13 protein-coding genes are annotated in these 14,688 nt (G+C 67.7%); 11 read left to right on the forward strand and 2 right to left on the reverse strand.

Annotation, left to right across the window (positions count from 1 at the left end; translation table 11 throughout):
- Nucleotides 1–93 precede the first annotated feature (93 nt).
- From OCUBac02_RS15185 to OCUBac02_RS15195, 3 genes are read left to right on the forward strand one after another with little or no spacing between them, the layout of a single operon-like run.
- The gene (locus OCUBac02_RS15185) at nt 94–1,212 is read left to right on the forward strand and encodes a Ppx/GppA phosphatase family protein (RefSeq protein ID WP_465247725.1); all 1,119 of its coding nucleotides are present in this window, start codon (nt 94–96) and stop codon (nt 1,210–1,212) included.
- A 12-nt stretch (nt 1,213–1,224) separates the two neighbouring features.
- Nucleotides 1,225–1,965, forward strand: coding sequence for an RlmE family RNA methyltransferase (locus tag OCUBac02_RS15190; protein ID WP_052232528.1), 741 nt, complete (start codon nt 1,225–1,227; stop codon nt 1,963–1,965).
- 17 nt (nt 1,966–1,982) lie between these two features.
- Entirely contained in the window at nt 1,983–2,237 is a 255-nt protein-coding gene (locus OCUBac02_RS15195; RefSeq protein ID WP_173046747.1) for a hypothetical protein, read from the forward strand.
- A gap of 7 nt (nt 2,238–2,244) precedes the next feature.
- On the opposite strand, the gene OCUBac02_RS15200 is transcribed toward OCUBac02_RS15195, so the two are convergent.
- Complete coding sequence (locus tag OCUBac02_RS15200; protein ID WP_173046749.1) at nt 2,245–2,865, reverse strand: hypothetical protein; 621 nt, start codon at nt 2,863–2,865, stop codon at nt 2,245–2,247.
- A 36-nt stretch (nt 2,866–2,901) separates the two neighbouring features.
- Entirely contained in the window at nt 2,902–4,341 is a 1,440-nt protein-coding gene (locus OCUBac02_RS15205; protein ID WP_173046751.1) for a DHA2 family efflux MFS transporter permease subunit, read from the reverse strand.
- Nucleotides 4,342–4,632: 291 nt separating this feature from the next.
- Between OCUBac02_RS15205 and OCUBac02_RS15210 the strand changes: the two genes are divergently transcribed.
- From OCUBac02_RS15210 to OCUBac02_RS15245, 8 genes are all read left to right on the forward strand, one after another.
- Nucleotides 4,633–4,941, forward strand: a complete 309-nt coding sequence (locus tag OCUBac02_RS15210; RefSeq protein ID WP_173046753.1) for a hypothetical protein — start codon at nt 4,633–4,635, stop codon at nt 4,939–4,941.
- A 183-nt stretch (nt 4,942–5,124) separates the two neighbouring features.
- On the forward strand, nt 5,125–6,618 hold the full coding sequence (gene guaB / locus OCUBac02_RS15215; RefSeq protein WP_173046755.1) for an IMP dehydrogenase: 1,494 nt from the start codon (nt 5,125–5,127) through the stop codon (nt 6,616–6,618).
- A gap of 70 nt (nt 6,619–6,688) precedes the next feature.
- Entirely contained in the window at nt 6,689–7,099 is a 411-nt protein-coding gene (locus tag OCUBac02_RS15220; protein WP_173046757.1) for an MAPEG family protein, read from the forward strand.
- Between the two features lie 143 nt (nt 7,100–7,242).
- Nucleotides 7,243–8,346 (forward strand): DUF2865 domain-containing protein, encoded by a 1,104-nt coding sequence (locus tag OCUBac02_RS15225; RefSeq protein WP_047575020.1) that lies wholly within the window; start codon nt 7,243–7,245, stop codon nt 8,344–8,346.
- A 441-nt stretch (nt 8,347–8,787) separates the two neighbouring features.
- Nucleotides 8,788–9,798 carry an extracellular solute-binding protein gene (locus OCUBac02_RS15230; protein WP_173046759.1) on the forward strand — a complete coding sequence of 337 codons (1,011 nt, stop codon included), beginning with the start codon at nt 8,788–8,790 and terminating at the stop codon, nt 9,796–9,798.
- A complete protein-coding gene (locus OCUBac02_RS15235) occupies nt 9,795–11,480 on the forward strand; it encodes an ABC transporter permease (RefSeq protein WP_244638952.1) in 1,686 nt (561 codons plus the stop codon). Before OCUBac02_RS15230 ends, OCUBac02_RS15235 begins: the two co-directional genes overlap by 4 nt.
- 96 nt (nt 11,481–11,576) lie before the next feature.
- Nucleotides 11,577–13,331: an AsmA family protein gene (locus OCUBac02_RS15240; RefSeq protein WP_173046761.1), complete on the forward strand. Its 1,755-nt coding sequence runs from the start codon at nt 11,577–11,579 to the stop codon at nt 13,329–13,331.
- Nucleotides 13,332–13,409: 78 nt separating this feature from the next.
- Entirely contained in the window at nt 13,410–14,588 is a 1,179-nt protein-coding gene (locus tag OCUBac02_RS15245; RefSeq protein WP_173046763.1) for an E22 family MetX-like putative esterase, read from the forward strand.
- Nucleotides 14,589–14,688: the final 100 nt, after the last annotated feature.

The following is a 14,688-nucleotide window of genomic DNA, read 5'->3' on the forward strand; positions in this document are numbered from 1 at the left end:
CGCGCCCTGTAGTTAGCTTCATCACGAAGCAGAGCCGCTATGTCGCGGCCCCTGTCCGGCCCAAGCGATCGGACAGGTCAAGGGATTGGATCGGTGGCGGTCGAGGACCGGCAACAACGGGAAGTCGCGCCTGCAGCGCGACCGCAGAGACATGACGCCGATCCGCAACGGAACGGCGCCATTCCGGTTGGTACGTCCTTCAAGAGCTTCGCGCAGCCTGCCGCCAACCGGCCGCCCCCCGCGACCTACGCCGCTCTCGATCTCGGCACCAATAACTGCCGCCTGCTGATCGCCCGTCCGGCGCAGCACGGCTTTCGCGTCGTCGACGCCTTCTCCCGCATCGTGCGCCTCGGCGAGGGCCTGGGCGCGAGCAGCCGCCTCGGAGAGGCCGCGATGGACCGCGCCGTCGAGGCGCTGAAGATCTGTCGCGGCAAAATGGCGAATCGCGGCGTCACCCGCGCCCGCCTCGTCACGACCGAAGCCTGTCGCGCCGCCACCAACGGGCTCGACTTCATCCGCCGCGTCGCGGCCGAGGCGGAGCTCTCGCTGGAGGTCATCGACCAGCGCACCGAGGCGGCCCTCGCGGTCTCCGGCTGCGCGGCGCTGGCCGATCCGGCGGCGGAAAGCGTCATCGTCTTCGATATCGGCGGCGGTTCGACCGAGATCGTCTGGCTCGGCGGCCGCAGCGAGGCGCGGGATCCCGCCGCCCGCATCCGCGAATGGGCCTCGCTGCCGATCGGCGTCGTCACGGTCGCGGAACGCTATGGCGGCATCGAGGTGAGCCGCGAGCTGTTCGAGAAGATGGTCGAGGATTGCGCGCAGGCGCTCGCCCCCTTCGCCAGGAAGGCCGCGGGGGCCAACAGCGCCCGCAGCTTCCACCTGCTCGGAACTTCGGGCACGGTGACGACGGTCGCCGGCATCCATCTCGACCTGCCGCGCTATGACCGGCGCGAGGTCGACGGGCTGTGGATGCATCAGCGCGATATCCTCGCGGTGATCGACCGCCTGATCGAGATGGACTATGCCGCCCGGGCGGCGAATGCCTGCATCGGCCGCGAACGCGCCGATCTGGTGCTGGCCGGCTGCGCGATCTTCGAGGCGATCCGCCGCGCGTTCCCGAGCGAGCGCGTCCGCATCGCCGATCGCGGCCTGCGCGAGGGCATCCTGCTGCGCATGATGCATGAGGACCGCGCCTGGTGGCGGCGGAAATAGGCTTTTGAGGCGATGAGCAGCGGACAATCCGGCGGCAAAGCAGGCGGCGGCGGCAAGCCTGCCGGTGCGCGCGACATGCGCGTCAAGGTCAAAAAGGCCGGCAAGCTCAAGCACTCCTCGCAGCTCTGGCTCGAGCGCCAGCTCAACGACCCCTATGTGAAGCGGGCCCGGGAGATGGGCTATCGCTCACGAGCGGCCTTCAAGCTCGAGGAGATGGACGACCGCTACAAGTTTCTGAAACCCGGGCAGCGCCTGGTCGATCTCGGCTGTGCGCCGGGCGGCTGGTGCCAGATCGCCGCCAAGCGCATCGGGCTGGAGCAGGGCAAGGGCCATATCGTCGGCATCGACCTGCTGGCCGTGGACCCGATCCCCGGCGTCGACCTGATCCAGCTCGACTTCATGGCCGAGGAGGCGCCGGCCCTGCTGACCGAGCGTCTCGGCGGCCGCGCCGACGGCGTGATGTCGGACATGGCCGCCAACACCACCGGCCACAAGAAGACCGACCATCTCAAGATCATCGCGCTGGCCGAAGCCGCGGTCGAATTCGCCCATAGCGTGCTGGCGCCGGGCGGCTTCTTCCTCGCAAAACTGTTCCAGGGCGGCGACAGCGCCGAGCTCCTGACCGGGCTGAAGCGCGATTTCACCACGGTGCGCAACGTCAAGCCGGCGGCGAGCCGCGCCGATTCCTCCGAGCTTTACGTGCTGGCGACCGGCTATCGCCGGCAGCAGCGGCCGGAAAGCGACGCCGCCTGAGCGGCGCCCGAGAGGCCATGACGCAGCCCGTTCCGCGCATGGTCCCGGCGCTCCAGGCGATCCTCGACGCCGAGATCGCGCGGGGGAATCCCATCCTGAGCGTCGGCGACTGGCCGCCGGGTTGCCGGCTCTTCGTTCAGCTCGCCCGTCCTTTCAGGAAGCGCTATCCGGCCCCGCCTGGCGTCACCTACGCCGCGCTGAACGACCCGCATTACTGGAAGGCGGAGTATCGCACGGTCGATGGCAGCGAATGCCTCGCCTGCGGGTTCTAGGTCGCCGTCACTCCGGAAAGACGTCGCGCGGCAGATGGCGCGGGTCATAGGTTCCCGGCCTGCTCCGGGTGACGGAGTTCCAGATCCAGAGGCCGAAGCCGCAGACCCCGATCAGCGGCCCGGCCACTTCGAAGAACCCGGCCTTTCCGCTGAGCGCGATGTAGAGCACGAGCAATCCGGCGCCGCCGAAGACCACGGCAGCAATCAGCGCCACCGCGATCAGGAAGCGATAGCGCCTCTCCGGAATGCCGCGCCGGAAGGCGACATGGTCGTGCCCACCCGCGACGAGCCGGCGATGCAGATCCTCGATGAAGGCGATGAAGACCGTGTCACGCTCCGGATCGTCCGCACCCCAGGGGCTGCTGGAATGGACGAAGAGCGGCCGGCCGGATGAGAATGCCAGTTCGGCCAGCGCCTCCCAAGGAGATCGCGGCCCGCCATGGACCGCCTGCAGCCTCACGCTCGCGAGATTCGCGAAGGGCCTGAGGCCCGAGCGGCCGTCGAGCTCGTAGGCGATCCCTTCGTCACCGAGCGTCAACTCGACCTCGGCCAGCTTCAGCCTGCCCACGCCGTTGCCGACGCAGAGCGTGTAGCGCGTCTCGTGCGAGGGCGCGGGCTCGGCTTGCATCACCTGACCCTGCGGCAACTCGCGCTTCCTGGCAAGCTAGTCGAGCGGCTTCTGCTCGGCGATCGCCTCGGCAGTGACCTTGCGCGCGCTGATCGGGACATGGCCGGAGACCTCGGCGCCGGCATCCGGTGCCAACCGCATCATCCACAGCGAGGACGAGGCCGAGATCAGCCCGACGATCAGGAAGGCCGGCCAGAAATCACCGGCGCCCAATGTCTTGCCGCCATGCAGCAGATTGGCGCCTTCCAATGCGAAAGCGCCGATCGTCACGCCCATGCTGAGCGAGAGCTGCTGGGCGACGCTGGACATCGAGGTCGCGCTCGACATCTCGCGATTGGAGACATCGGCATAGCTCAGCGCATTGATGCCGGTGAATTGCAGCGAGCGGAAGCAGCCGCCGACCAGGAGCACCGACAGCATGATCGCGTGCGGCGTCGTCGGTGTGAACAGGCCGGAAGCCGCCAGGAAGGCCGCACCGACCACCGAGTTGACGACGAGAACCCGTCGGAAGCCGAAGCGCGCCAGGATCGTCTTCGCCAGCGTCTTCATCAGCAGCGCGCCCGCCGCCGAGACGAAGGTGATCAGGCCGGATTGCAGCGCATCGAGCCCGAAGCCGAGCTGGAGCATCAAGGGCAAGAGGAAGGGAATCGCGCCGATGCCGGTCCGGAAGATCGAGCCGCCGATGACGCCGATCCGGAAGGTCGGGATGCGGAACAGCGACAGGTTGAGCACGGGATAGGGCACGCGCCGGGCATGGAACCAGTAGGCGACAAGCGCCGCCGCTCCACCCAGCACGCAGGCATAGGAGACCGCCTCCGGCACGAGATGCCGCCCGCCCGTATTGAGCCCGAGCATCAGGCTGGCGAAACCGAAGGCGGAGAGCAGGAAGCCGCGGATGTCGAGGGGCGGCACATCCTCCTCGCGGATATCCTCGAAGAACAGGCTCGCCAGCACTATACCGACCAGGCCGATCGGGATGTTGATCAGGAAGATCCAGCGCCAGTCGAAATACGTGGTGATGAAGCCGCCGAGCGGCGGCCCGACCACAGGCCCGACCAGTGCGGGGATCGTCAGATAGGCGAGCGCGCCGACGATCTCGGACTTGCTGACGCTGCGCAGGATGACGAGGCGCCCGACCGGCACCATCATCGCCCCGCCCATGCCCTGGACGAAGCGCGCGCCGACGAAGGCACCGAGCGAATTCGATACCGCGCAGAGCAGCGAGCCCAGCATGAAGACGCAGAGCGCCGAGCGGAAGATCGTGCGCGCCCCGAAGCGGTCGGCCATCCAGCCGGAAATCGGGATGAAGACGGCGAGGCTGACGAGATAGGAGGTCAGCGCCAGCTTCAGCGCGATCGGGTCCTCGCCCAGCGATTTCGCGATCACCGGCAGCGAGGTCGCGATCACCGTCGAGTCGGTGTTCTCCATGAACAGCGCGCAGGCGACGATCAAGGGAAGGAGTTTGGAGCGCTGCAAGTCCTGGGATCCTGAGACTGCGGACCTTCCGCGCCCGTCGAATTAGGCGCGGCTGAAATCATAAGCTCGGCTATTAATGCGATGTGAAGCGAGTGACGAGAGTGAAAACCCGGCTCCCGCACGCTGCCGGCGCGCTTCCGCCATGCACCTGGATTATGCCCCGGCAGCAGGCACAAGGCCGCCATGCGCTGACCTCACTCCTTTGGCCGCGACAGCTCCCCATTTCTGCAGTGTCCGGTCGCACCGGGCCGTCGCGAGGGGCGCGCGCCGTTCACTCTTCGGAGAAGCGCCATGATCGATATTTCACCTGTTTTCGAAGCCACCCGCCGCCTCTCGCCGGGCCTCACCGTGGCAGGCCTCGCCCTTGCGGCCAGCCTGAGCTGGGCTCCCGCCGCCAGCGCAGCCGACATGATGAGCTGGCAGGCCGGCTGCCAGTTCAAGTCGATACCGCAAAGCGCCGGCGAGGCCATGCGCTACGATATGTGCCAGCGCCTGCAGACGTGCCAGCGCATGGCCGATGCCGGCGACCGGAACATCGCCCGGATCGCCTGCTTCGGCTTTACGCCGAACGCGCCGGCTGCGGCTCGCAGCACCCGCTGACGCCGACGATGCTGTGGAAACGGCATCGCCATGCGCGGGCGCCGTTTCCGCACTGCAAAAGAATCCCTCCCCGAGCACTAGCGGTGCCGCCGCGCCCATGCTAACGGGCCTCGTCAACTCGGCACCGGGCCTGTCGCCCTGCCCTCTTTGAAAAGCCGGCCTTGTCCGGCGTCGGAGTTGACGATGACGCTTTCCCTCGACGGTCTGATTCGCGACGGTTTCACCTTCGACGACGTGCTGCTCGAGCCCGGCCCGTCCGAGGTCATGCCGGCGGATGTCGACATCCGCACCAGGCTCACCAGGACGATCTCGCTGAACCTGCCGATCATCGCCTCGGCGATGGATACGGTGACCGAAGCGCGCATGGCGATCGCGATGGCGCAGTCCGGCGGCCTCGGCGTCATCCACCGCAATCTCGATGCCGACCAGCAGGCCGCCCAGGTCCGCCTCGTCAAGAAATTCGAATCGGGGATGATCGCCAACCCGATTACCATCCATCCGGACGAGACGCTGGCCGACGCGCTGGCGCTGATGAAGAACAACGGCATTTCCGGCATCCCGGTCGTGGAGCGCGGCCCGCAGGGCCATAACGGCAAGCTCGTCGGCATCCTGACCAATCGCGACGTGCGCTTCGCCGCCAATCCGGCGCAACCCGTCTCGGAGCTGATGACCAAGGAGCGCCTGATCACGGTGCGCGAGGGTGTCAGCCCCGACGAAGCGCGCCGCCTGCTCCACCAGTTCCGCATCGAGAAGCTGCTCGTCGTCGACGATCACTATCGCTGCATCGGCCTGATCACCGTCAAGGACATGGAGAAGCAGGTCGCCCACCCGAACGCCGCCAAGGACGCGCATGGCCGCCTTCTCGCCGCGGCTGCGACCACGACCGGCGACCAGGGCTTCGAGCGTTCGGAAATGCTGATCGATGCCGGCGTCGACCTGATCGTCGTCGACACCGCTCACGGCCACTCGGCCAAGGTGCTGGATGCGGTCAGCCGGGTGAAGAAGCTGTCCAATTCGGTCCAGGTCATCGCCGGCAACATCGCCACCGCCGGCGGCGCGCAGGCCCTGATCGATGCCGGCGCCGACGCCATCAAGGTCGGTATCGGCCCGGGTTCGATCTGCACCACCCGCATCGTCGCGGGCGTCGGCGTGCCGCAGCTCACCGCGATCATGGATGCGGCCTCGGCCGGCAGGAAGGCCGGCGTGCCGGTCATCGCCGATGGCGGCATCAAGTATTCGGGCGATCTCGCCAAGGCACTCGCCGCCGGCGCCTCCTGCGCCATGGTCGGCTCGCTGCTGGCCGGCACCGACGAGACCCCCGGCGAGACCTTCCTGTACCAGGGCCGCTCCTACAAGGCCTATCGCGGCATGGGCTCGGTCGGCGCGATGGCGCGCGGCTCGGCCGATCGCTATTTCCAGCAGGACATCAAGGATTCGCTGAAGCTCGTACCGGAGGGCATCGAGGGCCAGGTCGCCTACAAGGGCCCGGTCTCGAACGTGCTGCACCAGCTCGCCGGTGGCCTGCGCGCCGCGATGGGCTATGTCGGCGGCAAGGACCTCGAGGACTACCGCAACAAGGCCCGCTTCATCCGCATCACCAGCGCCGGCCTGCGCGAGAGCCATGTCCATGACGTGACCATCGTGCGCGAGAGCCCGAACTACCCGACCCGCTCTTGAGTCGGCGCGAGCATTGTGCAGCACTGGCCCGGCTCATCCGGGCCGGTGCGACACGAGGCGACGCGCAACCATGACTCTCAAGCTGATCTATCCGACGCTGGCGATGATCTTCTGGATCTTCGTGGTCGGCGTCATCATGGCCCTGCGCCGCAAGGCCGCCTTCACCAGCGGCGCCGTTCGTCCGGACGAGGTGGCGGTCTCGACCGAGCGCTATCCGGTTCCGGCACGGCTGGCCGCCGCGAACTTCACCAATCAGTTCGAAACGCCGGTGATCTTCTTCGCGGTCGTGATGATCGCGATGGAGACGGGCGCGACCGGCTACGCCATGGCGCTCCTCGCCTGGCTCTATGTCGCCACCCGCGTCATCCACACCTTCATCCATGTCGGCCCCAACGCATTGCCGTTGCGCGGCGCGGTCTACGGCATCGGCATCATCGCGCTGTTCTGCATGTGGCTCGGCGTCCTGATCTCCGTCCTCTGAACCGAATCTGCGGTCCTCGCTGCCGTTAAGCATGCCTTCCGTTTCCGGGGGGGACAGCGCCCGGAGGCGTTGAAGCTTAACGAAAAGTAAACTACACCCCGAATGGCGGCGGACGGTGGACAAGCGTAGTTTGGAGTGACGCGATGTTGCGTGTCCGTGAAGTCCCGGCGCGGGTTTTCGCCCGCGACGGCGATGGTGTGGCTGCCGTTCCCGGCAAGGCGAAGATGATGCGGCGCAACCCGAGGGCGCGCCTGCTGGCGCTTGCCGCGCTCGGGGTCGCACTCGGCTCCGGCGGCATGGTTCTGACAGCGTCGATGGTCCAGGCCGAGAGCGAGGGCAGTGCGCGCGAGTTCCTGATCCAGGAAGCCGCGCGCCGCGAACGGACGCGCGTGCAGAACCCGACCTATAGCTCGGCCCGTCATGCCCCGCAGGCCAATGCCTATGCTCCGGCCGGCAATGGCTGGCGCCTGCCGCTGATGCAGGTCCGGCCGGACGGTCGCATCGCCCACCCGCCGATCGAGCTCAACCCCTTTCGGAAATCGCCTCACAAGAGCGCCGACCGGAAGCGCAGGCCTGCCGGCACGGCCGCTGCCTCGCTCGATGCGGTCACCGGCGCCGCGGACCGCGCCCAGACCTTCTGCGTACGTCTCTGCGACGGCTTCCACGCCCCGATCGGCTATGTCCGCTCGTCCAGTGACATGAAGGCCCATGAAGCACTCTGCACGGCGATGAACCCGGGCGTTCCGGTCAAGGTCTTCAGGATGGCCGCCGGCGCGACCAGCATCGCCGATGCCGTCGCCGCCGACGGCAAGCGCTATGGCGCCCTGCCGATGGCCTTCAGCCACGAGACGGCGGCCGATCCGGCCTGTCGCCCGGCCATCGTCCAGGCTGGCGAGCGGCGGGTCTCCCTGCTGCGCGACATCACCTTGCGGCCGGGCGACAGCGTCGTGCTCGACGGCAAGGTCTCGACCTTCGCCGGCAGCACGAGCTGGCCCTATAGCCGGCGCGACTTCCGCGATTTCCGCACGGCGTCGGAGCTCAGCAAGGCGCAGCGCCGGCAGATCGATCAGCAGGTCGGCATTTCCCGTATGGAAGCCCAGGCCCGCAGCGTCCGGCGCCAGATGCGGGTCCGCGAAGCTCAGCTCCGGGACGATACCGTCGCCAGCGACGCCGTGCTGCGCGGAACGGTCGAGCCGACCACGCGCGAGCCGGTGCGCCTAATCCCGCTCACATTGCCCTCACGGTAGGCCGCTCTCGGTATCTACTCGGGCCGATCCTGCCCGTCATGCTCGCCCTTGTGGCGAGCATCCATGTCTTGAACCCCGAGCCCGACCAGCGAAGACGTGGATGGTCGGGACAGGCCCGACCATGACGGGAAGCGTCGTGTTCATGGCTCCCGGGTTCGCGTCCGAGACATCGTGGGCGCTGGCATAGCCCCCGTGATTGACGGGAAACCTCCGGCTTCGCCCGCGACAGGTCGTCCCATCAGAAAGACGTACGACCGGGGCGTGTCCGAAATCCCTTCGTCTTTCCAAGGCAATGTCCGGTTTATTAGAACTCGTCGAAATAAGAGGAAAACTAGAATTCCTATAAGACATTGATATCAAAGGAATACTTCATTGACGCTCCGCAGACGGCGTTCTATCGCTCGCCCATCGCGCTGATCGCGCCCACGACGGAGCAGAAGAATGATCGCAAAGACCCATCTCCACGCCCTGGCGCTGTCCTCCTGCCTTCTGGCCGCCCCGGCCTTCGCGCAGGATGTGAACCTCTACACCACCCGCGAGCCGGCGCTGCTCAACCCGGTACTGGAAGCCTTCACCAAGGACACCGGCATCAAGGTCAACGCGGTCTTCCTGAAGGACGGCCTGCAGGAGCGCATCAAGGCCGAGGGCGCCAACAGCCCGGCCGACATCATGCTGATGGTCGATGTCGGCGAGATCAACGCCGCGGTCGATGCCGGCATCACCCAGCCGATCAAGTCGGACGTCGTCGACAAGACCGTCCCGGCGCAGCTTCGCCCCGACAACAACTGGGTCACCCTGACCAAGCGCGCCCGCGTCGTCGTCGTCTCCAAGGAGCGCATCAAGCAGGACGCGATCAGCTATGAGGACCTCGCCGATCCCAAGTGGAAGGGCAAGTTCTGCATCCGCGCCGGCCAGCACCCGTACAACAACGCGCTGTTCGCGGCCTATCTCGCCCATCACGGCGCCGAGAAGACCGAGGCCTGGCTCAAGGCCCTGCGCGCCAATGCGGCCCGCAAGCCCGGCGGCGGCGACCGCGACGTCGCCCGCGACATCCAGTCCGGGCTCTGCGACATCGCCATCATCAACACCTACTATATCGGGCTGATGAGCCAGGCGAAGAACGAGCAGAAGGGCTGGTTCGACGCGATCAAGCCGCTCAAGACCACCTTCGCCGGCGGCGGCACCCATGTGAACGTTTCGGCCGCGGCGCTCGCCAAGAACGCCCCGAACAAGGCGAACGCCGTCAAGCTGGTCGAGTACATGCTCGGCGACAAGGCCCAGGCGCTCTACGCGAACGGCAATTTCGAGTTCCCCGTCAACGCCACGGTGACCGACTCCGCCGCCGTCAAGCTGCTCGGCGCGGTCACGCCGGACAAGCTGACGCTGTCCGAAGTCGCCAAGCAGCGCAAGGCCGCGGCCAACCTCGTCGACAAGGTCGGCTTCGACAATTGAGCCTGAGTCACCAGCTCGGCACTGCACGACGGTCGCCATTCGCGTGGCGGCCGTCGACGCGTTTCGCCTATGCCGCCATGGCCGGCGCGGCGCTCGTGCTGCTGCCGCTGCTTGCGCTCGTCGCGACGGCCTTCTCCTCGCGGCAGGCCGCCGAGATCTGGCCGCATCTCGCGGCGAACGTCCTGCCGACGGCCCTCGCCCAGACGAGCCTGCTGCTCGCCGGCGTCGGCATCGCCTGCGCCGTCATCGGCGTCGGCACCGCCTGGCTGGTGACGCAATATGATTTCCCCGGGCGGCGCTCGCTGGAATGGCTGCTCGTGCTGCCACTGGCGCTGCCGACCTATCTGACCGCCTATATCTATGTCGAGTTCCTCGGCTTTCAGGGGCCGCTCCAGAGCGCGTTGCGCGCCGCGACCGGCTGGCGCTCGCTGCGCGACTACTGGTTTCCCGATCCGCGCAACCTGCCGGGCGCGATCGCGATCATGGCGATCGTGCTCTATCCTTACGTCTATCTCAGCACCCGCGCGCTCTTCAGCGTGCAGGGCGCCAGTATCGTCGAAGCCGCGCGCAATCTCGGCGCCGCTCCCGGCCGGCTGTTCTGGTACATCGGCCTGCCGCTCGCGCGCCCGGCTCTCGCCGCCGGCCTGACGCTCGTCCTGCTGGAGACGCTCAACGATATCGGTGCCACCGAATATCTCGGCGTGAGATCCCTGACGCTCTCGATCTACACGACCTGGGTCAATCGCGGCTCGCTACCTGGCGCGGCCCAGATCGCCTGCGTCATGCTGCTGATCGTCTTCGCCCTGATCCTCGTCGAAAGGAAGCTGCGCGGGCAGAGGCGCTTCGCCCTGCCGGTGCGCCAGCCGCGGCCGGTGACGCGCCGGCCGCTGCAGGGGCGCAGCGCCGTCCTGGCCGCCCTCGCCTGCGCGCTGCCCGTACTCTTCGGTGCCGCCCTGCCGATCGGCTACCTCGTCACCGAGATCCTGCGGCGGGGCCTGTTGGCGCAGGTCGACACGGCACTGCTGCGCCTGCTCGGCAATGCGCTCCTGCTGTCCGGCCTCGCCGCGGTGCTGGTGGTGGCGCTGGGGCTCGCGATCGCGACCGCCGGCCGCACCGGCCGCGAGACCTGGCTGAAGCCGCTCGCCCGCATCGCCAGCCTCGGCTACGCCGTGCCCGGCACCGTACTGGCGCTCGGCCTGCTCATCCCGATCGCCGCCTTCGACAACCTGCTCGCCGATGCCGCATCCGCCCTGTTCGGCCTCAAGCCCGGCCTGATCCTGATCGGTTCCGGCGCGGCGCTGGTCATCGCCTATACCGTACGCTTCCTCGCCATCGGCGTTTCCGGCGTGGAGAGCGGATTGTCGCGCGTCTCGCCGCGGATCGACGATGCCGCGCGCGCCCTCGGTGCCGCCGGCCCGGAGGTGCTCAGGCGAATCCATTGGCCGCTGGCGCGCCCAGCCATCGCGGCGGCGGCGTTGCTCGTCTTCGTCGACTGCCTCAAGGAATTGCCGGCGACGTTGCTGCTGCGCCCCCTGAACATCGACACGCTGGCGACCGTGGTCTACGGCCACGCGTCGCGCGGCGTCTTCGAGGATGGCGCGCTGGCGGCGGTGCTGATCATCCTCGCCGGCCTCTATCCGGCCTTCATCCTCGCGAAAACCGGAACAGATCGCGCGGGATAGCCGGCTTTCCCGCCTCGACAAGCCTTCTTCGTCGGCCTAAACCCTGTCCCGCCAGGGGGCTGGCTGACTTTCGGCCCGGTGCCGATTCGGAAGTCCATGACCAGACGCGCCGCGATCATCGCCTTCAGTCTCGTCGTCGCCATCGGCCTGCTCGGCATGCAGTCCTGGGACGTCGCGCTCGGCCGCGTCCAGCGCGGCGCGATCCAGGCGATCGAGGAGCGGACCGGCTTCGTCGTCAAGGCGATCGAACGGGCCGAGATCGCGTTCCTGCCCCTCCCCCGCATCAGCCTGTCCCAGGTCAGCTTCATCCAGCGTGACGGCGTCCTTGCCGGCGAGGCCGTGCGGGTCAAGGCGCATCTGCGCCTGCTGCCGCTGTTCAGCGGACGGATCAGCTTCGACCGGGTGGACCTGGTCGCGCCCCGGATCGACATTGCCGTCCCCGCCGGGAGCGACGGCATCACCGAGTGGCTCAGCCCCGCGCTTGCCGAATTCGAGCAGTTGCAACGCCAGAGCAAGATCGTCGTCAGCGCAGGCTCCGTCTTCCTGCGCGCCGATGGCGCGATCCAGAGCGTCGTGCGCGATATCGATCTCGTCATCGACGAGCGCAGCGGAAATCAGCCTCTCGCCCTGTCGGGCTCGCTGAACTGGCGCGGCGTCCCGACGGACCTGAGCCTGCTCTGGCCGATGGCCGGCGGCAGCGCCAAGGCGTCCCTGTCGGCGACCTCCTCCCTGCTGAAGCTGCGCTTCGACGGCACCCGGTCCGGCCCCGGCGAGCCCGTGATCAGCGGTCCGCTCGTCCTGTCGACGCCGTCGCTGCCGAAGCTGCTGGGCTGGTTCGGCGAGGAATCGCGCCTTGGTTCGGCCCTCGGCGCCGCCGCCGTCTCCGCCGATATCCAGGTGAAGCCGCGCGAGGTCTCGTTCAACAGCGCCGTCGTCAATCTCGACGGCGAGCGCCTCGACGGCGCGATGAAGCTCGCGGAAAGCGGGGGACGCTTCGCGCTGTCCGGCACGCTGGCGGGCGCGACGCTCGATCTCGGCCGCATTCTCGACCGCCTTCCGGTCCCGGTGTTCGATGTCGCGGACACCGTCCCTTTCGATCTCGGCGCCTGGACCGCGCGCGATATCGACCTGCGAATCTCCGTCGACGCTGCCCGCCTGAAAGGCGCCAGGCTCAACGACGTCGCGACCTATGTGCTCGTCAGGAAGGGGCGCTTCGAGACCGGTCTGGTCCGTGCCGGCGCCTATGGCGGCAGCGTCAAGGGGCGCCTGCTTGCAACTGCCGCACCGGCCGGCATCGACATCAAGCTTCAGGCCGGGCTCGACAAGGTGAATATCGGCCAGGCGGCATCCGACCTGCCGCAGCTCGGGCGCCTCAGCGGCACCGGCAACGCCCAGCTCGTCCTCGATGGTGTCGGCAATACCTTCGACGAGTTGCTGGGCTCGTTCACCGGCCGCATCAATCTGGCGGCCCGGCAGGGCGAGATCGGCGGCGTCGCCTTCGGCGAGTTGCTCCGCCGCGCCGAGCGCAGCCCGATCCAGGCCCTGCGCGACTGGCGGCAAGGCAAGACGCCCTATGAGAGCATCAGCGCCAATGCCGGGATCGCCGGCGGCATTCTCGCCCTGACCGAGGCGCAGATGACCGGCCAGAACTACCGCTTCAGCATCGCCGGCAGCGCCGCGCTGCGCCCCCGCACGCTCGACATGACCGCGCTGCTCGCCTCTCCGAACGGCGCGACGAAGCTGCCGTTCGTCCTCAAGGGCCCGGTCGATGCGCCGGCCTTCGAGATCGAGACCGAGGCCTTCCTGAGCCCGGCCGGCGCCGCCCTCGTGCCGACCCTGCTGACGCGCTGACGCTTCCCGCTTTCGCGTTTCCCCGAAATCCGCTCTGATGCGGGTGGACCTTGTTGCGGCGGCGGGAGGGATATCGCGATGAAGACGTGGATCATGGGCGCTCTCGCCCTGGCAGGATGGATGACGGCAGGCATGGCCGAGGCGCAGGATCTGGCGGTCGAGAAGAAGGTCTTCGAGATCCCGAGCTTCACGACCCAGAGCGGGCGCACGCTGAAGAACGTCCGCGTCGGCTGGGAGAGCTACGGCACGCTCAACGCCGACAAATCCAACGCCGTGCTGATCTGCCATTTCTTCTCGGGCAATTCGCACGCCGCCGGCAAATATGCGGCCAGCGACCCGGCGCCGGGCTACTGGGACGCGATCATCGGCCCGGGCAAGGCGATCGACACCGAAAAATACTTCGTCCTGTCCTCCGACACGCTGGTGAACCTCAACACCGGCGACCCCAAGACCACGACGACCGGCCCGGCCTCGACCAATCCCGATACCGGCAAGCCCTACGGGCTCGACTTCCCCATCGTCACGATCCGCGACTTCGTCGAGGTCCAGAAGGCGCTGGTCGAAAGCCTCGGGATCAAGAAGCTCGCACTGGTCGCCGGCCCCTCGATGGGCTCGCTCCAGACCTTCGAATGGGCGGCGAGCCATCCCGAGATGGTCGCCAAGGCCATGCCGGTGATCGGCGCCGGCGAAGCCGACGCGATGCTGATCGCCTGGCTCGACGTCTGGGCCGCGCCCATTCTCGTCGATCCCAACTGGAATAATGGCGATTATTACGGCAAGGCACCGCCGCTCGCCGGCCTCGCCAAGGCGCTGACGGCGGTGACGCTGCAGGCCAATCATCAGGACTGGGCCAACGCCACCTTCGGCCGCCGCCCGGCCAAGGAGGGCGAGGAGCCCGGCAAGGCCCTCGCCAACAAGTTCCAGGTCCAGAGCGTGCTCGACAATGCCGGCATGGCCCGCGCGAAGCTCTCAGACGCCAATCACTTCCTCTATCTCGTCAAGGCGAACCAGCTCTTCGCCGCCGGCGGCACCTCGCTGGCCGACGGCATGGCGAAGATCAAGGCCCCGATGCTGCTGATCACCCAGCCGAAGGACCTCGTCTTCACCCCCGACATGGTCGCGACCACGGTGAAGGCGGCTAAGGCGGCCGGACGCGACATCACCCATGCCACCATCGACGGCTCACGCGGCCATCTCGACGGCGTGATGTCGATGAAGCAGGCCGAGGGCGCGATCCGGGACTTCCTGGAGAAGTGACGGTCTCCGACCGTCATGCTCGGGCTTGACCCGAGCATCTCGTGAAGGAGGCACGCGGGAGCCTCCTTCGGAATGAGATTCTCGGGTCTCCGCTGCGCTC

The organism is Bosea sp. ANAM02 (assembly GCF_011764485.1).
Lineage (GTDB): Bacteria > Pseudomonadota > Alphaproteobacteria > Rhizobiales > Beijerinckiaceae > Allobosea.